The sequence below is a fragment of the Shewanella septentrionalis genome (assembly GCF_025370265.1).
In the GTDB taxonomy this organism is placed as follows: Bacteria; Pseudomonadota; Gammaproteobacteria; order Enterobacterales; family Shewanellaceae; genus Shewanella; species Shewanella hafniensis.
Genome location: NZ_JAMTCC010000022.1, coordinates 69,140 through 93,328 on the forward strand (window position 1 = coordinate 69,140; position 24,189 = coordinate 93,328).

Annotated in this window: 22 protein-coding genes; 12 read left to right on the top strand and 10 right to left on the bottom strand. The window is 44.9% G+C overall.

The genetic code is table 11. The features are described 5' to 3' along the window. Window positions 1-95 precede the first annotated feature (95 nt). Complete coding sequence (grxD, locus tag NE536_RS13785; protein ID WP_011846572.1) at window positions 96-428, bottom strand: Grx4 family monothiol glutaredoxin; 333 nt, start codon at window positions 426-428, stop codon at window positions 96-98. A gap of 224 nt (window positions 429-652) precedes the next feature. Between grxD and sodB the strand changes: the two genes are divergently transcribed. From sodB to NE536_RS13805, 4 genes are all read left to right on the top strand, one after another. Then, window positions 653-1,237, top strand: a complete 585-nt coding sequence (gene sodB / locus NE536_RS13790) for a superoxide dismutase [Fe] (RefSeq protein ID WP_006081288.1) — start codon at window positions 653-655, stop codon at window positions 1,235-1,237. Window positions 1,238-1,521: 284 nt separating this feature from the next. Further along, window positions 1,522-3,456, top strand: a complete 1,935-nt coding sequence (locus NE536_RS13795) for a PrkA family serine protein kinase (RefSeq protein WP_006086332.1) — start codon at window positions 1,522-1,524, stop codon at window positions 3,454-3,456. A gap of 66 nt (window positions 3,457-3,522) precedes the next feature. Further along, on the top strand, window positions 3,523-4,791 hold the full coding sequence (locus NE536_RS13800) for a YeaH/YhbH family protein (RefSeq protein WP_226059125.1): 1,269 nt from the start codon (window positions 3,523-3,525) through the stop codon (window positions 4,789-4,791). 9 nt (window positions 4,792-4,800) lie between these two features. Beyond that, on the top strand, window positions 4,801-6,327 hold the full coding sequence (locus NE536_RS13805) for a SpoVR family protein (protein ID WP_261273040.1): 1,527 nt from the start codon (window positions 4,801-4,803) through the stop codon (window positions 6,325-6,327). A gap of 81 nt (window positions 6,328-6,408) precedes the next feature. On the opposite strand, the gene fadR is transcribed toward NE536_RS13805, so the two are convergent. Further along, window positions 6,409-7,125, bottom strand: a complete 717-nt coding sequence (gene fadR / locus NE536_RS13810; RefSeq protein ID WP_106650260.1) for a fatty acid metabolism transcriptional regulator FadR — start codon at window positions 7,123-7,125, stop codon at window positions 6,409-6,411. Window positions 7,126-7,426: 301 nt separating this feature from the next. Between fadR and nhaB the strand changes: the two genes are divergently transcribed. From nhaB to NE536_RS13825, 3 genes are all read left to right on the top strand, one after another. Next, on the top strand, window positions 7,427-9,028 hold the full coding sequence (nhaB, locus tag NE536_RS13815) for a sodium/proton antiporter NhaB (protein ID WP_261273041.1): 1,602 nt from the start codon (window positions 7,427-7,429) through the stop codon (window positions 9,026-9,028). Window positions 9,029-9,117: 89 nt separating this feature from the next. Then, the gene (gene dsbB, locus NE536_RS13820; protein WP_261273042.1) at window positions 9,118-9,645 is read left to right on the top strand and encodes a disulfide bond formation protein DsbB; all 528 of its coding nucleotides are present in this window, start codon (window positions 9,118-9,120) and stop codon (window positions 9,643-9,645) included. A gap of 182 nt (window positions 9,646-9,827) precedes the next feature. Beyond that, on the top strand, window positions 9,828-12,458 hold the full coding sequence (locus NE536_RS13825) for a PAS domain-containing protein (protein WP_261273043.1): 2,631 nt from the start codon (window positions 9,828-9,830) through the stop codon (window positions 12,456-12,458). Between the two features lie 10 nt (window positions 12,459-12,468). Here the strand turns inward: NE536_RS13825 and NE536_RS13830 are convergent, their stop codons facing one another. From NE536_RS13830 to NE536_RS13865, 8 genes are all read right to left on the bottom strand, one after another. Then, window positions 12,469-12,831 (bottom strand): SpoIIAA family protein, encoded by a 363-nt coding sequence (locus NE536_RS13830; RefSeq protein ID WP_063883572.1) that lies wholly within the window; start codon window positions 12,829-12,831, stop codon window positions 12,469-12,471. A 503-nt stretch (window positions 12,832-13,334) separates the two neighbouring features. Beyond that, window positions 13,335-13,691: a DUF3802 family protein gene (locus NE536_RS13835; protein ID WP_220776284.1), complete on the bottom strand. Its 357-nt coding sequence runs from the start codon at window positions 13,689-13,691 to the stop codon at window positions 13,335-13,337. Window positions 13,692-13,867: 176 nt separating this feature from the next. Continuing rightward, window positions 13,868-14,443: a YceI family protein gene (locus NE536_RS13840; protein ID WP_261273044.1), complete on the bottom strand. Its 576-nt coding sequence runs from the start codon at window positions 14,441-14,443 to the stop codon at window positions 13,868-13,870. Between the two features lie 155 nt (window positions 14,444-14,598). Then, the gene (locus NE536_RS13845) at window positions 14,599-15,051 is read right to left on the bottom strand and encodes a YaiI/YqxD family protein (RefSeq protein ID WP_261273045.1); all 453 of its coding nucleotides are present in this window, start codon (window positions 15,049-15,051) and stop codon (window positions 14,599-14,601) included. Window positions 15,052-15,123: 72 nt separating this feature from the next. After that, window positions 15,124-15,762, bottom strand: coding sequence for a pyridoxamine 5'-phosphate oxidase (gene pdxH / locus NE536_RS13850; protein ID WP_006081276.1), 639 nt, complete (start codon window positions 15,760-15,762; stop codon window positions 15,124-15,126). 28 nt (window positions 15,763-15,790) lie between these two features. After that, window positions 15,791-16,732, bottom strand: coding sequence for an S-adenosylmethionine decarboxylase proenzyme (locus tag NE536_RS13855; RefSeq protein WP_261273046.1), 942 nt, complete (start codon window positions 16,730-16,732; stop codon window positions 15,791-15,793). Window positions 16,733-16,895: 163 nt separating this feature from the next. Then, a complete protein-coding gene (gene speA / locus NE536_RS13860; protein ID WP_261273047.1) occupies window positions 16,896-18,809 on the bottom strand; it encodes a biosynthetic arginine decarboxylase in 1,914 nt (637 codons plus the stop codon). 488 nt (window positions 18,810-19,297) lie between these two features. Next, window positions 19,298-19,450, bottom strand: coding sequence for a hypothetical protein (locus tag NE536_RS13865; RefSeq protein ID WP_011846564.1), 153 nt, complete (start codon window positions 19,448-19,450; stop codon window positions 19,298-19,300). A 691-nt stretch (window positions 19,451-20,141) separates the two neighbouring features. Between NE536_RS13865 and NE536_RS13870 the strand changes: the two genes are divergently transcribed. From NE536_RS13870 to NE536_RS13890, 5 genes are all read left to right on the top strand, one after another. Further along, the gene (locus NE536_RS13870) at window positions 20,142-20,984 is read left to right on the top strand and encodes a CvfB family protein (RefSeq protein WP_006086322.1); all 843 of its coding nucleotides are present in this window, start codon (window positions 20,142-20,144) and stop codon (window positions 20,982-20,984) included. A gap of 133 nt (window positions 20,985-21,117) precedes the next feature. Next, on the top strand, window positions 21,118-21,789 hold the full coding sequence (locus NE536_RS13875) for a YceH family protein (protein WP_261273048.1): 672 nt from the start codon (window positions 21,118-21,120) through the stop codon (window positions 21,787-21,789). Between the two features lie 47 nt (window positions 21,790-21,836). Beyond that, on the top strand, window positions 21,837-22,667 hold the full coding sequence (locus NE536_RS13880) for an ABC transporter permease subunit (RefSeq protein ID WP_106650248.1): 831 nt from the start codon (window positions 21,837-21,839) through the stop codon (window positions 22,665-22,667). Beyond that, window positions 22,664-23,575 (top strand): ABC transporter ATP-binding protein, encoded by a 912-nt coding sequence (locus NE536_RS13885; protein ID WP_220592707.1) that lies wholly within the window; start codon window positions 22,664-22,666, stop codon window positions 23,573-23,575. The genes NE536_RS13880 and NE536_RS13885 overlap by 4 nt, the downstream gene beginning before the upstream one ends. A gap of 281 nt (window positions 23,576-23,856) precedes the next feature. Continuing rightward, on the top strand, window positions 23,857-24,132 hold the full coding sequence (locus NE536_RS13890; protein WP_483414584.1) for an HU family DNA-binding protein: 276 nt from the start codon (window positions 23,857-23,859) through the stop codon (window positions 24,130-24,132). Window positions 24,133-24,189: the final 57 nt, after the last annotated feature.

Here is a 24,189-nt window from a genome sequence, read left to right on the forward strand (position 1 = left end):
TAGCAATAGAACACTGAAAAGCAGCGACAAAAAAGCCGCCATGATAATAATCACGGCGGCTTTTTCATTCATACTTATAAAATAAGCATTAACGCTTATTCTTCAGTCTTGATCTTAGCGGCAGCGGCTTTAATCAAAGGTTGTAATTCGCCTTTTTGGAACATGTCCACGACGATATCACAGCCACCAATCAACTCACCTTCAATCCACAATTGTGGGAAAGTCGGCCAGTTAGCAAACTTAGGTAATTCTGCGCGAATGTCTGGATGCTGAAGAATATCCACGAATGCAAACTGCTCACCGCAGTTAATCATGATCTGAGCGACCTGTGACGAGAAGCCACAGCTAGGCAACTTTGGAGAACCTTTCATATAAACAATGATAGGGTTTTCCGTGATCTGTTGCTTAATTTTCTCTACTGTTTCCATTTTGATTCCTAAGTAGGATGACATTGACTCAATGCTGCTATTGTACGTCAGCTAGAGGCAGAACAAAATCCCACAGTTTGTAAGGTTATGCCGACATTTGATTTTTCGATGGCGTCTATCTAGTCAATTAGCTAAACAATGATTCACATCACAAATTTTATCGGTACAATAGTCCTAAGTGAGCACGTTTAAAAACGATAACCTAAGACCATGGAGAGATACTAATGGCTTTCGAATTACCCGCATTACCATATGCAAAGAACGCACTAGAACCACACATTTCTCAAGAAACCATTGAATACCACTACGGCAAGCATCACAACACTTATGTTGTTAAGCTAAACGGCTTAATCGAAGGAACTGATTTCGCTGGTAAATCTTTAGAAGACATCATCAAAACTTCTACGGGTGGCGTATTTAACAACGCAGCTCAAGTGTGGAACCACACTTTCTACTGGAACTGCCTAGCACCAAACGCTGGCGGCGAGCCAACAGGCCCAGTTGCTGATGCAATCAATGCTGCTTTCGGTTCATTTGACGCATTTAAAGCACAATTTACTGATTCTGCAGTAAACAACTTCGGTAGCGCTTGGACATGGTTAGTGAAAAAAGCCGATGGCACACTTGCTATCGTCAACACTAGCAATGCTGCAACGCCACTGACTGACAGCTCAGTCACGCCAATCATGACAGTTGACGTGTGGGAACACGCTTACTACATCGATTACCGTAACGTGCGTCCTGACTACCTTGCCCACTTCTGGCAATTAGTTAACTGGGACTTCGTTAACCAAAACTTCGCTGGTTAATTCATTTAACCTATCGTTGTTGACTGCTGCATGAGCAGTGAGTTAATCCCAGTAAAAAGAGCCCTAGTGGCTCTTTTTTTATGCCCTCGTTTGCCGTCCACCCCTTATCCCGCTGATTGCCCCTCCGTAAACTACAAGTGCAATAATTGCGTTTGCAACTATTTGTTATTGTTTTATTTGATATTTTTTTGACACAGATAGTGAGTTTATGTCTAAGATTAGAGTAGGAGGCTGGCTAGCCAGTTATCCGTTCCATGACATCACTGGCGTTTCAGGGGGTTTATATGGGCATTTTCGAGCATTACCAAAAGCGCTACGAACAAAAACTCGATGAAGAATATTCTTTGCAAGAGTTTCTGGATATCTGCAAAGGAGATCGCAGCGCTTACATGTCAGCATCAGAGCGACTACTGCTTGCAATCGGTGAAGCAGAAGTCATTGATACCGCAAAAAATCCAACACTTAGCCGTATTTTTTCGAATCGACTTATTTCACGCTATCCCGCATTTAAAGATTTCTTCGGCATGGAAGATGCCATAGAGCAAATCGTGGCTTATCTAAAGCACTCGGCTCAAGGATTAGAAGAATCCAAACAAATTTTATACCTACTGGGCCCAGTGGGCGGCGGTAAGTCATCGCTCGCCGAAAAACTCAAAGCCCTGATGCAAAAAGTGCCCATTTACATTCTGAGCGCAAATGGGGTACGCAGCCCTGTCAACGATCATCCCTTCTGTCTGTTTGATTTAGAAGAAGATGGTCAGCTGTTAAAAGATGAATTCAACATTCCCAACCGCTATCTCAAAACCATCATGTCGCCTTGGGCGGTAAAACGTCTGCATGAGTTTGGTGGCGATATCTCCAAATTTCGGGTGGTGAAAGTTTTTCCATCGATTCTGGACCAAGTGGCGATAGCGAAAACTGAACCCGGTGATGAAAACAACCAAGATATTTCATCCCTCGTCGGCAAAGTGGATATTCGTCAGCTTGAGCATTTCTCCCAAGATGATGCCGATGCTTACGCTTATTCGGGTGCATTGTGCCGCGCAAACCAAGGGGTGATGGAATTCGTCGAGATGTTTAAGGCACCGATTAAAGTGCTGCATCCACTACTGACTGCGACGCAAGAAGGCAACTATAACGGCACTGAAGGCTTATCGGCCCTGCCCTATAGCGGAATTATTCTGGCTCACTCAAACGAGTCCGAATGGTCAACCTTCAAAAATAACAAAAACAACGAAGCCTTCCTCGACCGTGTTTACATCGTCAAAGTGCCCTACTGTTTACGGGTTTCGGAAGAACTGCAAATCTATCAAAAACTGCTGATAAACTCTGAGTTATCAAAAGCGCCCTGTGCTCCAGGGACCTTAGAAACCCTAGCGCAATTTAGTGTGTTGTCGCGCATCAAGCCACCTGAAAACTCCTCCATCTACTCTAAGATGCGGGTGTATGACGGTGAAAGCCTGAAAGATACCGATCCTAAGGCTAAGTCTTATCAAGAATACCGTGATTACGCGGGTGTCGATGAAGGCATGAATGGGCTATCCACCCGTTTCGCCTTTAAGATTTTATCGCGGGTATTTAACTTCGACCATTCAGAAATCGCCGCCAACCCAGTGCATTTATTCTATGTGCTCGAACGGCAAATTGAACAAGAACAGTTCCCCGGCGACACTGCCGAACGCTATCTGGAGTTTCTAAAAGGTTATTTGATCCCTAAATATGTGGAGTTTATCGGTAAAGAAATTCAAACCGCTTACTTAGAGTCTTACTCTGAATACGGCCAAAATATCTTCGACCGCTATGTCACTTACGCCGATTTTTGGATCCAAGATCAAGAATACCGCGATCCAGAAACAGGTCAGCTATTCGACCGCGCCGCCCTCAATGCAGAACTTGAGAAGATTGAGAAACCCGCGGGGATCAGCAATCCTAAAGATTTCCGTAATGAAATCGTCAACTTTGTACTGCGCGCCCGCGCGAACCATGAGGGTAATAATCCGCTCTGGACCAGCTACGAGAAACTTCGCACTGTGATCGAGAAGAAAATGTTCTCCAACACAGAAGATTTACTGCCTGTTATTTCCTTTAACGCCAAAACATCGAACGACGATCAACGCAAACACGATGATTTCGTCAATCGCATGATGGAGAAAGGCTATACCAAGAAACAAGTCCGACTCTTGTCTGAGTGGTATTTACGGGTTCGTAAATCTTCTTAAACTTGCGCTAACTAAGTACAGGGCTTTGGTGTTGCCAAAGCCTTCGCTGGGTTTTGGGAGGTGCGTATGGCGAACTTTATCGATAGACGGTTGAATGCGAAAGGAAAAAGCACAGTCAACCGCCAGCGCTTTATCAATAGATATAAGCAACAAATTAAAAAAGCCGTCAGCGATGCTGTGACTCGCCGCAGCGTAACGGATGTAGATAAAGGCGAAAAAATCAGTATCCCCACTCGGGATATCAGTGAACCTATGTTTCACCAAGGCAAAGGCGGTGTCAGAGACAGAGTGCATCCCGGTAATGACCAATTTACCCGTGGTGATAAAATTGACCGCCCACCTGGTGGAGCTGGCGGCGGTTCGGGCAAAGGTGAAGCCTCAAATTCGGGTGAAGGCGACGATGACTTTGTGTTCGAAATCTCTAAGGATGAGTATCTAGAATTATTGTTTGAGGACTTAGAACTCCCAAATCTGCAAAAAAATCGCCTTAATAAACTGGTGGAATACCAAATCTACCGTGCGGGATTCACCAATGATGGCGTCCCCGCTAACATCAATATTGTCCGTTCATTACGTTCATCACTAGCACGTCGTATTGCGATGTCAGCCAGTAAAAAGAAATTGTTAAAAGAGTTAGAACAAGAACTTGCCGAACTGGAAAATATTCCAGGTACTAAGGCCGAGTTGATTTTGGATTTAAAAGCCCAAATTGAGGAGTTAAAACAAAAGATTGCCAGAGTGCCGTTTATCGATACCTTCGATCTACGCTTTAATAACTATTCCAAAAGGGAAATCCCTTCTAGCCAAGCCGTGATGTTCTGCTTGATGGATGTGTCTGGCTCTATGGATCAGGCAACCAAAGATATGGCAAAACGCTTCTATATCTTGCTGTATCTGTTCCTCACCCGTACCTATAAAAATTTAGAAGTGGTCTACATTCGCCACCATACCCAAGCTAAAGAAGTCGATGAGCACGAGTTCTTTTACTCCCAAGAAACGGGCGGCACCATAGTGTCCAGTGCATTGAAATTAATGCATGAAATTCAACAAGCCCGCTACCCAGCCGATGAATGGAATATCTACGCAGCCCAAGCATCCGATGGTGATAACTGGGCCGACGATTCACCAACCTGTAGGCAATTGTTAGAACAAAAAATCTTGCCACTGGTGCGCTACTACAGCTACATCGAAATCACCAATCGCGCCCATCAAACCCTGTGGCGTGAATATGAATCCCTGCAACAGCATTACGACAACATCGCCGTGCAGCACATACGTCAAGCCGAAGATATTTACCCTGTCTTTAGGGAGCTATTCAAGAAACAAGCGGTTTAAGGGGGCACTATGGGGATAACTAAATCAACACCTTGGACACCACTGAGCGATGGTCCTGACTGGAGCTTCGAGCTACTGCAGGACTACCTCAAGGAAATTGAACGGGTAGCAGCACTGTATAAGCTCAGCACTTACCCAAATCAAATTGAAGTCATCACAGCTGAGCAGATGATGGATGCTTATGCGGGCATAGGTATGCCCATTGGTTACACCCATTGGTCCTTTGGCAAACGTTTTATCGAAACCGAGCAAGGTTACAAGCGCGGCCAAATGGGGCTTGCCTACGAAATTGTGATTAATTCTAACCCCTGTATTGCCTACCTTATGGAGGAAAACACCATCACAATGCAGGCTCTGGTGATCGCCCACGCCTGTTTCGGACATAATAGCTTTTTTAAAAACAACTACTTATTTAAGACATGGACAGATGCCAGCTCGATTATTGACTACCTTGTTTTTGCCAAAAACTACATCAGTGATTGCGAGCAAAAACATGGCGTGGCACAGGTCGAAAGCGTCATCGACTCCTGCCATGCGCTAATGAACTATGGTGTCGATCGCTATAAACGCCCCTCAGAAATTTCATTCCGAGAAGAACAAGCAAGACAAAAAGATCGCGAGGCGTACCTTCAAAGCCAAGTGAATGATTTATGGCGCACGATTCCTACCCAGCAACATGAACAGTCACAATCGAAGAAACGTCGTTTCCCCGCAGAACCGCAGGAAAACATCTTATATTTCATCGAGAAAAATGCCCCTTTACTGGAACCATGGCAAAGGGAAATTATCCGCATTGTACGTAAAATGGCGCAATATTTTTACCCGCAAAAACAAACTCAAGTAATGAATGAAGGCTGGGCCACCTTCTGGCACTACACTATTTTGAATCACTTGTATGATGATGGCGTGGTCACTGACCGCTTCATGATCGAGTTTTTGCAAAGCCATACGGGCGTGGTTGCCCAACCCGACTACAACAGCCGCTATTACAGTGGCATCAATCCCTATGCTTTAGGCTTTGCGATGTTTACTGACATTCGTCGAATTTGTGAAAATCCGACCGATGAAGATAAAGCCTGGTTTCCCGACATTGCCGGCAGCAATTGGATTGAAACCTTACACTTTGCAATGCAGAACTTTAAAGACGAAAGTTTTATTAGCCAATATCTTTCACCTAAAGTCATCCGCCAATTTAAGTTGTTTGGTATCCATGATGATGAGAAACGCAATTATCTGTCGGTATCGGCGATTCACGATGAACAAGGTTATCAAGATATTCGCCAGTTATTATCGCAGCAATATAACTTGTCGAATATTGAGCCGAATATCCAAGTGCATAATGTGGAGATCAACGGTGACCGTTCCTTAACCTTACGCTATGTGCCAAATAACGATATTCCCTTAGCCAGCAGCCATAAAGAAGTATTAAAGCATTTACATAGATTATGGGGTTTTACTGTCACCTTAGAGCAAAAGAATGCGGATGCGAGTATTACCGTATTAGCATCCTGCCCTGAAGTGGCTAAAGCAGAATAATAAGCTAATAAAAAAGCCGTTTCCATTGGAAACGGCTTTTGTGTATTTATCGCTATTTTAATGCGACATCGATAGCCGCAATTAATTGTCCTGTGCGATAGACGCGGGCATATCATCACGTAATTGTAACCACATCTTACCGCTGTTCATGCCATAGGTGCGCATCAGCGCTGGGACGTCGAGATAATTTTTCGCTTGAGCCAGTAACTCTAACTCTTTGTAAAAATTCAAAGCCAATAATCGCGCATCAGAACTGGTGAAATAATAGCGACCGACTCGGCTATACAATCCCTTAAATCCATTTAATATCAATACGTAAAGTGGATTGCCGGAAGAGAAAGCTAAGGTATGATGCAATAAATAGTCGAATTCGGCATAGGATTCAGCCGTATCTTCAAGCTGATGAATTTTGGCGAGCACATTCACAGCCGTGTCTGGGTTATAACGCAGGGCACCGCGGAAATAGATAGCACTGACGTTAGTACGGGCCGACAAGAGTTGGTCAACCAATACCGGAAATCCTTCAGGATTAAGATCGGCAATCGTCTCAAGAATGTTTAAGCCCGAGGTTTCCCAGAAATTGTTCACTCGCGTTGGTTTACCGTGTTGGATTTTCAACCATCCGTCACGGGCTAAGCGCTGTAGCACTTCACGCAGAGTGGTGCGAGTCACACCGATCAATTCCGAAAGCTCACGTTCAGCCGGTAAAATGGACCCTGGAGGAAATTTATTATCCCAAATGGATCTCACAATATACTTCTCTGCAAAACTTGCAGGTCCTTTGGCATTGATAATCATCAGCCCACTTATCCAGTTGTTGTGCGTCGTAATGGTCACTGATCATACCAGAGCGGTAAAAAATGGAAACCATTGACTTAAATTCACTGTGTTATCGCCGTGTAAATGTCACACAATCGCTCAAAAAAACGACCAAGATCAAGGCAACAAACGCCAATTTTGCCGATTAGCTCCGCTTTTTGAAATGTGGGTATCAGTATCTCATTACATTAGCTTTCTCTTTAGGCTAGACTGATTTAACAAACGCAGGTATTGATATTAAACACGTGCAATTTTTAACATAATTAGAAGAGAGGCTGCCATGCCGGCGACAATGAGTCAGGCGTTTATTGGGAACTTCTTAGGAAATTCTCCTAAGTGGTACAAAACCGCAATACTGTCATTTTTAATTATCAATCCACTACTCTTTTTCTATGTCGACCCCTTTGTGGCCGGCTGGGTATTGGTGCTTGAATTTATTTTTACCTTAGCAATGGCATTAAAATGTTATCCATTACAGCCTGGCGGATTATTAGCGATTGAAGCAGTCGCAATTGGCATGACATCGGCAAGCCAAGTCTTGCATGAAATAGAAGCCAACCTCGAAGTATTATTACTCTTGGTATTTATGGTCGCTGGTATTTATTTCATGAAGCAGTTGCTGTTATTTGGCTTCACGAAAATTATCACCAAAGTCCGCTCTAAAATTTTAGTGTCGTTAATGTTTTGTTTGGCATCAGCGTTTTTATCGGCCTTCTTAGATGCATTAACAGTTATTGCCGTGATTATCGCAGTCGCTGTGGGTTTCTATTCTATTTACCACAAGGTCGCTTCTGGAAAAGATTTCGGCGCCGATCACGATCATACCTCCGAAGAGAAAAACGCTGCGGGTGAAGATATATTGAACGAAGAAGAACTCGGTGCATTCCGTGGTTTCCTTCGTAATTTGTTGATGCATGCGGGTGTGGGTACTGCACTCGGCGGCGTATGCACTATGGTAGGTGAGCCACAGAACCTTATCATTGCCGCACAGGCCAATTGGCAGTTCGGTGAATTCGCCGTACGTATGTCACCGGTTACTGTTCCGGTATTGATTTCAGGTGTCTTAACCTGCTACTTAGTTGAAAAATTTGGCATTTTTGGTTATGGCGCTAAATTACCAACGGCCGTGCATCGGATCTTATGTGAATATGCCGCCCATGAAGATGCCCGTCGAACCAACAAAGACAACATGAAGTTAATCGTCCAAGCGATAGTGGGTGTCTGGTTAATAGCGGGGCTTGCCTTACACTTAGCTTCTGTGGGCTTAATTGGTCTTTCTGTAATTATTTTGACCACAGCCTTTAACGGCGTCACCGATGAACATGCCCTTGGTAAAGCCTTCGAAGAAGCACTGCCTTTTACCGCGTTATTAGCAGTGTTCTTTGCGGTAGTTGGCGTGATTATCGATCAACACTTATTCGCCCCCGTTATCCAATGGGCACTGAGTTATGAAGGCAATACCCAGTTAGTGATTTTCTACATCGCCAACGGATTACTGTCTATGGTGAGTGACAACGTGTTCGTCGGCACTGTGTATATCAACGAAGTGAAGGCTGCATTGATTAACGGCCAAATCACCCGTGATCAATTCGACTTACTGGCCGTTGCAATTAATACTGGGACTAACTTGCCTTCGGTGGCGACACCTAATGGTCAAGCCGCGTTCTTGTTCTTACTAACATCAGCCTTAGCGCCGCTTATCCGCTTGTCCTATGGCAGAATGGTTTGGATGGCATTGCCCTACACTATCGTGCTATCCATTGTGGGCGTTATGGCGATTGAAACGGGATTCTTAGAGCAAGCTACTCAATATTTCTATGATTCCCATACAATCATCCATCACAGTGCAAAAGAAGTATTAGGCACAGTGTCTGGACATTAAACTTCTCTATTGACTGAACTTTATTTAATAAGTAGAGTCAAAAAAACGCCCCATGTCTGAGGGCGTTTTTTGTTGATATGGAGCTCACTTTGACTGTCATTACTCGCTTTGCCCATTCCCGTTCGTCTTGGTTTATTCTCGCAAGCACAGCCCTCAGCTTAGAGTTAAGCGCACTGTATTTTCAACATATAATGAAACTCGATCCCTGTGTTATGTGTATTTATCAAAGACTTGCTGTATTTGGTATATTAGCAGCGGGCCTTATCGGCATGACAGCGCCAAAATATCGCATAGTGAGGATTCTCGCGGCTATTATTTGGGCCATCAGTGCAACTTGGGGATTAAAGCTAGCGCTATCGCTGGTAGACATGCAAACCAACCCATCGCCTTTCTCAACGTGTTCATTCTTACCTGAATTCCCCGCTTGGATGCCATTACACGAATGGTTCCCTTCCATTATGATGCCTACGGGCATGTGTACTGATGTGCCTTGGGTCTTTATGGGTGTGACGATGGCCGAATGGATGGTAGTAGCTTTCAGTGGCTTCCTAGTGGCTTGGTTACTCTTTATTGTGCCTATCCTGAGTGGTTCAAATAAACCTTCTCTTTATAAATAACGACTTTGAGATAAGGCAGGGATCAACCCTGCCTTTTTATTAGCGATTTTATTCACAGTTTACGACCTATCCCCGCCGCTAATCCCATTCAATACCCGCAACTTAGACATATGCCAATAGCAAAACAGCGAGAACGCGCTACACTGGCTCAATGAAAAGTGGTGATTTGGAACCTGGTGATTATGGGAAAAAGTTCGACATCTGAGCCACACACAGCCTTAACCCAATGGCAAAACAGTTTGCCGTTCAAATTTAGCCTTATCCAACTCGTCATTGCCGCTATTTTGATTTGCAGCACAGCTTGGGTCATTCTGAGCATTCAGCGTCAACAAGTGCTTGATCAACAAGCCGTGTTAAACCAGAACTATGGCCAGTTAATCATAGCCAAACTGCAGGAAATGACTTCACAGGTCGAAACCGTTGTCGGCTCCATTTCCAGTATTGCAAAACTTTATCGCTATGATCATGAACAACTGGTGAAAACCATCCCCAGCTTGCTGACGCTCGATAACCAACAGCGCATTATCTCTGGCGGTGGCGTCTGGCCGGAACCCGGCGCGTTTAATCAGCAAAAATTCCGAGATAGCCTATTCTGGGCCCATAATGTAAACGACGAGTTAGTCGCGATTGATAGCTATAACAAGGATACGTTTCCTAGCTATCACACCGAAGAATGGTATCGCCCGACGCGCTATTTCCCCGCGGGCAAAATTTTCTGGTCTAAATCTTATTTCGATCCCACCACCCATGAGTCCATGATCACGGCCTCTGGTGCTATGTGGATGGACCATCAGTTTATTGGTGCCGCCACTGTGGACATCAGCTTAGAAAAGCTCAATGCCCTATTACGCAATGCTATGGTCGATGTCAGGGGTTATGTCATTGCCTTAGATCATCAAAACCAAGTGCTCGCCTATCCCCATGGCAATAATAATCTTCAGCATCAAGCCAATACCAGCCACACCTTTGTCACTTTTAATCATCTCGTTGACCAGCAGCCAGACTTCAGCCCCATCGAAGCGGCATTACACAATGCGGATAAAGCCTTTATCGAAGAAGCCGTGGCCGAGCGCGTATTTACCCAAGAACAGATGCAGCATTTGACCCGACTAAGTCATCAAGATGAGCGCGACATGTTAGCCGCCATCGTCAATAACAATGCCTTAAACCATTTCACCACACCAAAATTACTGACCTCAGTGACCTTAGCCCATGATCCCATTTTGAAAACGGCGTCCCTGGTTTCGGTATTTTTGATGCCCAATACTTATTGGAAAGTGTTAGTTTTCACCCCGATTTCGCCACTGCAAGATACCGCCAAACACTTAGTTGAAAAGGTTGGTATTTATTTAGTGTGCATCCAGCTTTTAGGCTTGATCCTGTTATTCTTGCTCCAACACCGGCTGTTTATTACCCCGATTATTGAAATCGTCCAAGCCTTAAAGCGTAATGATTCCGCATCAATTGAACTTAAAGCCAAAGACAGTCACGACGAAATTGGCTTATTAGCCAAAACATTTCTGTCGCGCACTCAACAACTTGAAGTGGCGATGGCGAGTTTAGATGCCAGTAATCTTGCCCTAGAGCAACAATTGCAGAGTCAGAACCTATTCCAACTTGAATTAAAGCGCCATAAGGAACAACTAAGGGCTTTGCTGAAATTTTCCCAAAACCTTATCTATGTCAAAGATCTGCACGGCAAATATATTCTGGTGAATGACAAGTATTGTGAAATTTTAGGCATAGAACGCAGACGAATTATTGGCGCCTCGGATTTTGAGGTATTCCCCAGCCAATTTGCCCACGAGTATCAACAAAATGATCGGCGCGTACTGCACAATAACGAAGCCATTAATTTTGAAGAGGCCATCCCCTCGCCACTGGGGAATCTTATTTATATCGTGACCAAATTTAAGATAAAAGATGATGACGATACTGTGATTGCGGTCGGCGCTATCGCCTTTGATATCACGTTGAAAAAGATTAAAGAGCAAGAACAGGATAAATTACTCTTAGGGCAAGTCGAGACGCTCAATCATCTGCAAGAGCAAGTTCGCCTTATCAATCAACATAATAATGAGCTTTACCAAGAGCAAGAAGCATTAACTAAAATGCTTGAGAAGCATCATCAACTCAATCTCAGCCGTGAACAAAGCCAACAGCTAATGCAAAACTTCTTAGCTGAAATGATGACGCAGATCATGCATGAGCAAGATCAGCTACTCGCCAAAGTTTGCCAACTGCAGCAAACGGACGAGGCAAATTACAGAACTCAGATCACCGAAATCATGGTAACTCAGGCAGAGAAATTGCGGCATATTGCCCAGCTGCTAACCAATCACCAAAACGATATTCGTCCATTACATCTGGCGCAATTTATGCGCCATCTCTTAGGTTTGTTAAAAGTGCAATTAGCGAAAGCAAACGTCGAGATAGTGCTCGATTGCGAGGAAAACATCATCATCGATGGCCCTGCTTGGCAATATCTGCAACTCTTCTATCGCTTAATTACTAACACTTTGAATCATGCTTTTAAGACTCACAACGAACAGCGTGAAATCACCATCGCCATCGACAAATCGAACGACGTGCTGCAGATCAGTATTATCGATAATGGAATTGGTATGACGGAGGCGCAGCTCACGCAATTGCGACAGGAACTGGAGCAAGAACTCTGCCTCGGAACCTTAACCTGCATCAATCTGTGGCTCAAAAACGATCTCAATGGCAGCTTAACCATCAGCAGCCAGTTAAACCAAGGCACACACATACAATGTCATTGGCCGCTTAGTACAAGCTTAGCGTCACAATAAAGAAGACGGCTTACTGATCAAGCCATGCCTTAGCTTGGGTTTGTTCATCGGCAGCAAAAACCTTTACAGGGCACGGCAGCATGCAGGCAAGCGCATTGACCATAGCGCTTGTTTGAGCTTGGTTAGCAATCATCACCACTCTTGAGAAATCACTTAAATGAAATAAACCAAGTACTGCATCGTCCCACAGGGCAGCGACGGATATGCCTTCAAATTCAGGGGCAAACTCGTACCAGAGGCGAATACTGGCGTGATCTTGCAGCTTAGCTTCAATGGCGGGAACCAGATAACCTTCAACATCCTCATGGTTAACACGACCGGATGCGACGACTGCCAATATGTCATGGGCATGGCCCGAAGAGATCGTTAGCATTGAACACTCCTTATCAATACATGAAGAAAATAGTTAAAGCTCACTCACTAAAGATACACAGACAATGGCATAAATGCTGGAAAAGAGAGTAGTTTATTTTACGCTCAGCCGATTTAGTCCTCACCACTCAAGTTTTAAAATCACTCGAGCTAAGTGTCAGCCAGCAGAAAAAGTCACAAAGCGAAATGGCAATACAAGACTGAAAAGTGATGAAAAGTGATGAAAAGTGATGAAAAGTGATGAAAAGTAGAATAACTCGAAGGGAAACGGATAGCAGATATATATAGCCTCACACTAAAGGTTTTAAGCTAAACGCTAACTCGCGCAGCGACTTAAGACTAGATTCAAGGTGAGGAAACACATGGCACTCAAGCGTGGCAATCAAGCGGCAAAAACATCACGGTTAAAATAGGCCGTTAACACTAACTGTTACAACGAGCTGAAATTACGCCCTAATTTTAATGCCTGCACGCTTGCCACTCAAGATTAGAGCGCCCTTCAGACTAGGCGCTGACTTGCTGTTTAGCGATTTCTTGATCGAACAAATTCTTAATTAAACCGGAAAATTCGGTAATAAATAACGTCTGAGCAGGTGTAGCTTTATGATTGGCAACTGAAGCTAAAATCTCTTCTAAATCATAAACAATCGCATCCACTTCGCGGATAATCATGTTGCGCTGCGCGAAAGACAATGACGGATTTTGACCACACACCATAATGATCTGCGCCGACAATTGCTCTTCAAACAATTCCATCACAGTATCGTCTGAAATCACCTCAGAACTTGGTGTTTCAAATAAGCCAAGATGTTCAGTTAAATACTGGACCAAATGCATGTAACCATCTTTATCTGTGACCATTTTTTACCCTTTAAACTCATTAACTTAATATCTAGTGTGGTGCTATTAATACCACAATCGGAAATATCAAAGAAGCCGAAAATTCGGCTTCTCATCGAGATCCAGCATACGCCACTTATTTAACTCTAGCCTATCTTCGATAACTGACGTATTGATCTACACCAATCTTATTGAAGTTACTGAGTTAAGGTTAGTACAAATGACACAGGAACAGCTTGGCTAATGCTCGATAAACCCGCAATTTCACGTAATTTATCAATGCCTGCAACAAGATCAAACTCATTGGCATTCACAATTATCGGCTGAAAACTGTTCACTAACAGCTTTTTATCAGAAACTTTAGTGATAATTACCGAAAAAGTTTTAGTTTGCGATTTACCATGCAATGCAATTTTACCATCAATATCAACGACTTTAGTCTCACCAACGCCGAGATCTTTTAGCATTTTAGTGTCAACTTGAGACGACAGTTTAAGCTCAGGATATAAAGACACTTCGAACAATAAATTCTGCATCCGCTCATCGCGGACATCAATACCAGTGGCGACGCCCATTAACGGAATGGTTAATTCGAATTGACCATCCTCTTTTAGCGTACCTTTGAGCTGTTTAAAGTGATGGACTTCACCAATGTCACCTTTCTTTACCGAAATAAAACTGACTCGCGAATCTTGATCCATTACTTGCCATTGCGCGACGCAGCTAAAACTGGCGATCGCCGATAAGGCAACAATTCCCATCCATTTTTTCATCGTATCCGTCCTCAAAAAGTGAGTTTAAAAGCCATGCAGTAAAGCAAATCGACATCTGCAGCAGGCGAAAATAATGCCCAGTTAACCGTGATCCACATCGCATAACTTCAGCTAAAGATACTCTTTTTATCCATTAGCGACCAGTAAACTATACTTCATACTCTAACTAGCCATTTATCTAAGCTATTGGCAAACGCCTGTTTATCCGCTTGGGAAAACGAATCCGGTCCGCCGGTATGCACGCCTGAGCCCCGTAAGTCTTCCATAAAGTCACGCATCGTCAGCTTTTGTTTTATGTTATCGACGGTATAAAGCTCGCCGCGGGGATTGAGTGCCAAGGCGCCCTTTTCGATGACTAAAGCCGCTAAGGGAATGTCCGCGGTGATCACTAAATGCGTTGGCTCAACATGGTCGACAATGTATTGATCCGCCACATCAAAACCCGCTCCAACGCGAATTTGGCTGATATAGGGCGATGGCGGTACGCGGATCATTTGATTAGCCACCAGCACCAGCGGCAAAGCTTTACGCTCCGCCGCACGGAACAGGATTTCTTTAATGGGATTAGGGGATGCGTCCGCATCAACCCAAATTTTATAATCACTCAATGTCTTTTAACTCTGTTGGTGTTAGGTTCACAGGCTTAGTTTTAAGCAATACTATGCAGAACTATGCGCGTATTATGGCGCTAAACGATCGATTTCCCACTCAGCATCATGGCGAGTATAAATAAAACGATCATGCAGCCTGTGTTCTCCACCCTGCCAAAATTCGATACTCGAAGGTCTGACTAAGTAACCGCCCCAAAAACTGGGTAAAGGCACATCACCCTTGGCGAACTTAGCCTTCATTTCGAAGAATTTACCTTCAAGTACTTGTCTCGCGCTGAGTTTACTCGACTGCTGCGACACCCAAGCGGCAATTTGACTGTCCTTAGGACGGGTCATAAAGTATTTAAGCACTTCGGCGGTAGACAGCGCCTGCGCTTCTCCGAGCACAGACACTTGGCGCTCTAAAGGATGCCAAGGGAAATGCAAACTGACTTTATTATTGGCGGCAATTTGCTGGGCTTTGCGGCTGCCTAAGTTGGTAAAAAACACGAAGCCAGTGTCATCAAAACGCTTAAGTAACACTATCCGTTGAAAAGGTTGGCCGTGTTCATCCACCGTCGCCACACACATGGCGGTTGGATCGCTAAGTTCCGCATCCCTCGCCTGCGTCATCCACAATTCAAACAAGTCCATCGGGTTTTGCGGTAAGTCGGCACGTCTTAAGCCGCCTTTAGCATACTCGCGGCGGATATCACTCAGATCTGTCATGGGGTTTCCTTAAACAAATGCCAAAAAATTACATGAATTCAGGGATCAGCACTTCAGCCTCAAGCTGCTGATAGTGACTAAAACTAATGTCATAACCTTGCTCGGTCGTTAATGAGCCACGCCCTAAGCATAAATGGGCAGGAAATCCCTGCGTTAAGTCGTCAGTATTAAAGCGGATGGTGTCCCAACTGACGGGAGAAAACAGCGCTAATAGTCGCCCCAAGAGATCTTGCGGATACTGGGCTAAATCAAGATTCGTTTCAAAGCTCACATAGGAACTGGCGCAGGCATTCTCGCTTTGGGGCGTGATATGCAAGGTGACATAATATTTGCCCCAGAGGCCATTCATCGAAAAACCTGAGGGGTCAAATAAATGGGCGTCAATCTCAAATTCGGGGAGTAAATCGTTAAGTTCGAGTGCGGCGCAAATTTCATCTTTGCTTTGCGAGCCACCATTAAGATAGACGGCCAATTCACCACGAATGTGGTACATCAGCAGCTCACAGGTTTGATCATCCTTTGGTGCTCGATAATCGCTGTCAGAGCAGAAAAAATAATGATGGTGACTGTCTAAATGCCCCACTCTCATTGCCTTACCCGCGATACGCTGACGCAACTTGCCAACATCATCGGCAAAACTGCTGGCTTGTAGGTGGGCTTGGTATTCGTTTTTACGCTGATAACTCACCAGCGCCATCGCAGATACGCCAAGCGCATCGATAAAATAACAAGCGGCATCCACTAAAGTGCTATTGCCGCAGGTGAGCATGACAAATCTGTCGTGCCATACGAATAAGCTGGATTCGCTCAACAGGTAGGCATCGCAATCAGCATTACTTAACTGCGACAAAATCTCGGCATGGGCACAATTGACTAAGGCTGACCAAAAGCTCACATCGAGTTCGCGTAAATTCAGCGCAGACGCCGCCACGATGATCTCAAGTTTCTTTTCTGAGCCTTCAAAAAACATCAAATCCTTAACCCCATTAAACGCTATGCGCCCTTGCTGTCGACATCCTTTATACCAATTTGGCTCCCACGAACGATAAATAAATATCGTCCAGAAAGCAAAAATCAGCCTAAGTGACCTTAGGCTGATTTATTTTAACACACTAAATCTTAAGAAAAATATCTTAAGAAAAATCTTCCAAGTAAGTGTAGCCTTTCAGGCCAACTTGCAGTTCTTCTAAAATTTGTGCGCGTTCATCTTCGGCAATATGCAGATTCACTAACTCTTCGTAAGTGCGCATAAAGGCCACTGCATCTAAGTTAACGTAACGCAATACGTCAGCGACAGTATCACCCGCCAATACCGATTCAATGTTAGTCACACCGTTATCTTCGATGCGAACAACCGCAGAGTTAGTATCACCAAACAGGTTATGCATATCACCCAAGATTTCTTGGTATGCGCCCACAAGGAAGAAACCAATCAGGTACGGGCTATCCGCACTCCAGGCTGGTACTGGCAATGTAGTTTCAATCCCTTGACCATCAACGTATTGATCAACAATACCGTCGGAGTCACAGGTGATATCGAGCATCACAGCACGGCGCTCAGGGGCTTTATCTAAACCCGATAACGGCAATACTGGGAACACTTGATCAATACCCCAAGCATCGGGTAATGACTGGAATAATGAGAAGTTAACAAAGAACTTATCGGCTAACTTTTCATTGAGTTCATCAATAATCGGTCTGTGATAACGGTTCTTCGCACTCAATAGCCCTTGCACTTCATGGCACACACGCAGGTTAGCTTGTTCAGCCCAAGCACGTTCTGCCAAGCTCAATTGACCAAGAGCAAATAGCGAATGCGCTTCTTGTAAGTCACTTTGGCTATCGTGATAAATCTCTATCAAAGCACGTTGATCGGCGCGGCCGCTGATCTCAGACCATGAATGCCACATGTTATGCAATAACTGTGGTGACTCTTCCGCTGGCGGTTGAATATCTTCAGGCTGATAGGCTTCAGTACCGATAACATCGGTGATCAGCACAGCGTGATGCGCGGTTAAGTAACGGCCAGACTCTGAAATAATACGTGGCATAGGCTGCTCGTATTCATTACAGATGTCGGTCAATACGTTAACGATATTGTTGGCGTATTCGGTCAGGCCATAGTTCATCGAGTTATTACTTTGGCTACGTGTGCCATCGTAATCCACCGCTAAACCACCACCGACGTCGAAGCAGTTAACGCTTGCGCCTAATGCACGTAATTCACAATAGAAACGACCCGCTTCACTCACACCTTGGCGAATATCACGGATGTTAGCGATTTGCGAACCTAAGTGGAAATGCAGTAACTGCAGCGAATCCAGCATGTCGTGTTGCTTAAGTTGTTCAACCACCAGCAAAATTTGTGCTGCTGATAGACCGAACTTAGACTTCTCGCCACCGCTAGCCTGCCATTTGCCTTTGCCTTGGAATGCTAAACGCGCACGCAAACCTAAACGCGGTGTCACACCAAGACGCTTAGATTCCGCTAACACCATTTTCAGTTCAGACAGTTTTTCTAAAACGATGTAAACCTTGTGGCCTAACTTTTCACCAATCAATGCTAAACGGATATATTCATTATCTTTATAACCATTACATACAATGACTGAACTGGCTTTTTGCGCCATGGCTAACACAGCCATCAGCTCGGGCTTACTGCCCGCTTCTAAACCCAGTTGTGGTACTTCTTTTGATGCCTGACTCGCCAGAATCTCTTCCACCACAGTTTGCTGTTGGTTTACTTTAATGGGGTAAACCAGCAAATAGTCCGCCTGATACTCGTACTTCTGTATCGCTTGGTCGAATGCTTGGCACAAACTGTTCACTCTGTGGTGCAGGATCTGCGGAAAACGAACTAGTACAGGTAAAGCGACGCCCGCTTTAACCATGTCTTTGGCTAGCTCATTTAAGCCAATCTTGTAATCAGGATTTTTTGGATCCGGTGACACTGTCACCTCACCGTGATCGCTGATCCCATAAAAACCTTGGCTCCAGTGAGTAACATTGTACCCAGCACGAGCATCATCAATAGACCAATCATTCATTATTATTTAGCCCGTCTATTAAAAAATGGGTTAAACGGTTATGGCTTAATAGCACAACCGCCCGTTCGACAAACCCAGGCAAAGGGACACCTTACCTGACATACACGAAGGTGGATTTCACCTTCTACTTAATGCTGCAACGTCACGCTAGTGTAAGTGACATTGCCGCGATTTTCATTAATAGCGCAAGAGGCAACTCATCTTAGCGCACTACATCCTATCATATTGACGGGAAAGCTGATTACCTAACCCCAGTAAAGCTATCTTTACTTGCCCCACTTGTATCTATCTTGAGGCTAAAAGGGCGTTAATACCGCCAAAAAGCCGAATGAAGTCCTGAGTCGCATCCTTAAAACATCAAGCTAATAAGCAGCTTAAAGACGTTCGAAAGAAGTTAAGACCTTCAGAAACCGATAACACAAGTAGAAAACGAAAACCGATAACACCGAACTAGCGAAAACGCCAAACCGGCTTATCTCTAGGCAAGATTATTTTAACAGGGGACTATTGGCTTCTTCGCGGCCAGAATTGATGCGGATCAACGTGAGATGCTTAAGGCCAGTATCATCGTATGGCACGACAATCGAGCGTTGGCATTGTGACACTTTTAGGCAAAGTGCAAAAAATGGATGCTTGTGCATTAGCTAATAAAAACCCTCTTAACCCCATGTAACAGCTATAGATTGTTTGTTACACGGTTAATGACCAGTGAACCATAAACCTTTACTACTCACGTAATATTTGTAATGTCTCTAACGAGCGAAGTCGTTGAACGGCGCAATTAAACCGCGCAATGTCACAGAATGCAAGCAAGAATCTCATTTAATATTTTGCATTAAAATATAATAAACACTCGCTTAACAATCACTCACCTTGTATTAGGGTTAAGCTGAATAATATTAGCCAGTTAGCGCATGACCGCCATACTCGTCTGTTCAATATTTTTTAATAGCCTTTGTAACTTTTTTGACATTTATCCCTATAAATACCCCTGAATTTTGTGTGTCACTTGCGCCCCGCCCATGTGCTGCCATTGACTAAAGCCGAGCGCTCAATACCACAGTGCAAAATTCAGCATCAATAAGCCATAAACCGAGGCGCAAATGCCGCCTTAAACTTAGACCCAATACTAGATACAATCCTATATACCAACATGGGTTCAGTACTGCCCACATTTCTAGTCACAATCCTAGCCATAATCCGAAGTAAAAGCGGCGATGATTAATGGCTGACTCGCCACTAAGATAAAACCCAAAGACAATAATGCTGCAGTTTCAGCCCCGAAGTGTATAATCTCAGCCGAATCACATTCCATTATGCACAGAGAGATCCATGGTACAGATAGGTAAAACCTGCAAACTTGAGGTTGTAAAACAAGTCAGCTTTGGCGTGTATTTAAACGCCCACGAATTAGGGCAAGTACTGCTGCCAAACAAAGTCACCCCCAAAGACTGCCAAGTCGGTGATCTACTTGACGTGTTTCTGTATCTAGATTCTGAAGATATCGTGATTGCCACCACGCGCCGTCCATTGGCACAGGTAGGCGAATTTGCCTATTTAAAAGCCGTTGCAACCGGTCCTTATGGCGCCTTTTTAGACTGGGGCTTAGATAAAGACTTATTACTGCCCTTCGGTGAGCAACATAAGCCTATCGAAGAAGGTCGCTCTTATCTGGTTTATGTACACGCTAACCGCGCCGATGAACGCATCATGGCCTCTTCAAAAATCGATAAGTTCCTCGATAAGACAGAGCCAGAGTACACAGTGGGTGAGCAGGTCGATTTATATATCGGCGGCACCACAGATTTAGGCTACAAAGCCATTATTAATCATGCCCATTGGGGCGTGATTTACGAAAACGAAGTGTTCCAAAAACTGCGTTTCGGCCAAAGACTCAAAGGTTTCATCAAACAAGTGCGCCGCGATGGCAAAATCGATCTTGTGCTGCAACAAGGCAGTAAACAAGAGTTAGATAAGCACGCCCACATTATCCTGATCAAACTCAAACAGGCTGGCGGCTTCTTAGCCCTAACCGATAAAACCGATGCTGAAATCATTTACGATCAGCTTGGTATGAGCAAAAAGGCCTTCAAAAAAGCCATAGGTGGTTTATTTAAGAATGGGCAACTGAGCATAGATAATGATGGTCTGCGTTTAACTGAAACCGCAGAATAATCAACTCTATTCAGGACTTAGCGTTAAAGTTGTACAGTTTGCCGCCACTAAGGCAGAGTTTGACTGACAACTCCTAGGATATTAAGCATGGCTCTGTTATAAACAAAGCCATGCTTTTTTCTTTGGAGCTTATATGGAACTCACGTTACACGAAGCCAGAGTCATCGGATGCCTGCTTGAGAAAGAAATCACCACCCCTGAGCAATATCCACTCTCGCTAAACTCTTTGACCTTAGCCTGCAATCAAAAAACCAGCCGCGAGCCGGTACTCGAACTTAGCGAAACCCAAGTGCAAATCGCCGTTGATTCCCTTAATCGGAAACGTTTGATCAGCGAACAGTCGGGATTTGGCAGCCGCGTCGTTAAATACAAGCACAGATTCTGCAATACCGAATTCAGCGAACTGCAACTGTCCCCCGCCGCACTCGCCATCGTCTGTTTGTTGCTATTACGTGGCCCACAAACGCCGGGAGAACTGCGCACCCGCAGTAATCGCCTACACGAGTTTAAAGACGTGATCGAAGTGGAAGATTGCATCCGCCAATTGATGAGCCGCGAAAAACCTTTCTTAAAACAGTTGCCCAGAGAAGCCGGTCGCCGTGAATCCCGTTATGTGGAATTATTCTCCGCCGCCTCATCGCAACTCGAAACTGCGCAGCCCGAAAGTGCGAGCCATACCGTCGCCCATGTCGCTGTGTCTTTGGATGCTAAGCCGCTTGAATTGACTAAAAGAGTGACCGAGCTTGAGCAACAAGTGGCTGAACTGACGCAAAAGCTCGATGAGTTAATCGCCTCGTTGAGTTAATCGTCTTTTAAAGCTAATCATAGCGTCAAGAATAATAGAGACAGCAAATGACCAATAATCCACCCAGCAGTTTCAACAACATGCTTATTATCGCCATGTTTGAACTGCGTAAATTTTTATTTAATACCCGAGGGATCATCGCCTTGGTCGCCTTTGGTTTAGTGTGGGGCGTACTCCTGCTTTATCCCATTCAAAGCGCATCGGCGATGTTATTGCAGCCCAATGTAAAAGATGTCATCGACAGCTTATTTGGGGCCAATACCCTCAACGTGCTCTTTGAGTGGCCTGTAGCCGAAATGGCGGTGTTTTGGTGCTTTGCGCTGTATTTATTCCCACTGTTCAGTATTTTGATCGCCGCCGATCAATTCTCTTCCGATAAAACCCGTGGCACACTGCGCTTTTTAACCCTGCGCACTAGCCGTGACAGCTTATTGTTCGGGCGTTTTCTCGGCCAAATTCTGATCCAAGGCTTGCTGATCCTATTGACGATTATCGCCACTGTCGCCCTCGCGCTCAGCCGTGACAGCCAGCTTTTTTTACCGGCGTTAACCTCTGGCGCCTTAGTTGGCCTTAACCTCATCATAGTGATCTTGCCCTACACGGCAGTGATGACCTTATTGTCCCTGTATGCGCGCACGGCACGCCAAGCTATGGTGTTTGCGACCATTTTATGGACTGTGATTTCCATCGCCATCATGGTGTTAGGCAGCCAATCTAACGTATTGGCTCAGCTGCAATGGATATTACCCGGTGCTCAGTTGTCGGACATGCTCAATACCAATGGACTCAATAGTTTAGTTTATGCCCCTATTCCACTGATCCAAACCGCTGCGGCCCTCTTACTCGGCAGAATGTATATGCAAAGGAGCTCGCTATGAGTCTGATCCAATGCCAAGGACTGTCAAAGCTTTACGGCAGCAAAAAGGCGCTGAATGATGTTAACTTCAGCCTAGAAGCGGGTGCCCCCATCGCCCTTGTTGGTCCCAATGGTGCGGGTAAAACCACGCTTTTTAGCCTGTTATGCGGCTATATGTCGCCAAGTGCCGGGACAATAACCCTGCTAGGTGAAGCGCCTAATAGCCCTAAACTTTTAGGTAAAATTGCCGCTTTACCCCAGGATGCGGTGCTCGATCCCAATTTGACCATTGTTAGCCAATTAAGCTTTTTCGCGCGTTTGCAGGGCATGGGCGTTGAACAAGCCAGACAAGAGGCCATTCGCGTATTGACCTTAGTCGATTTGGCTGACGTCGCCGAGCAAAAACCACCCAGTCTTAGCCACGGTATGAGTAAACGCGTATCGATTGCGCAGGCGCTCATTGGCTCGCCAGAATTAGTGTTATTGGATGAGCCGACGGCGGGGCTCGATCCTGCCAATGCGAAAAAAGTCCGCGAGCTGGTCAAAGCCCTATCGCCCACCACGACCTTTATGATCAGCTCGCATAATCTCGATGAGCTCGAAAAGCTGTGCGATCAAGTGTTGTATTTAGACAAGGGCCAACTGAGCCAAGCCGTGTCTATGCATGCATCGACCGACAGTGATTACCTAACGTTAACCATGCAAACTTGTGACAGTGAGGTGCTGCAAGCGGAAGTGGCGAAACTGGCGGGCGTGGTGAACGTCAGCTCAAAACAGAGCAAAGTGTTTATTATCCAGCTTGCCACGGATGCAGAAAAAGCACAGAACAGTGATATTGAAATGCGCCTATTTACACTATTCAACCAACATCAGTGGCAATATAAGATGCTGCTGAAAGGCCGCACTCTGGAAGAAACGCTCTTTTCATAGGCGAACTTTAAAAAGTTGGCTTCACATAAGCCAGCCGTTGAATAATGCAGCTCATGACTTAAGCGCAACCCAGTTGCGCTTAAGTTTTCGACTCAAAACTGACAGGCACTCAAAACCGACAAGATTACTGCTCAATATACCAACACTCTGTTTTCAATAAAGTTACAAGCCAGTCAATAAAACACCACTCGACCGCGCTAAGCTGGCTATGGCTTTCAATCTTAAGGCGAGCTTGTTATAACTCCCCTTCGATTGAACCTAAGCTGACTTCAGAGGTTTCTATGAACAAAGCACAACTTATCCAACGTATTGCCGCCGAGCTCAATGCATCGGAAGCGAGCACTAAACCTGTGGTTGAGCAGATTTTGCAACAGATCCACATCGCCTTAAGCGAAGGCGAAAAAATCTACCTGCCACAATTTGGCACCTTTGAATTGAGATACCATGTCGCTAAAACGGGCCGTAATCCACAAACGGGCGAAACCATCGAAATCGACGGCTACAATCAGCCCAGCTTTAAAGCCTCAACGGCATTGAAGCAACAGATCAATCGCTAATAGCGACGCTTAGCGTTAATGTGCAGTCACTCATTTGCGAACATTAATCGGCAGCCT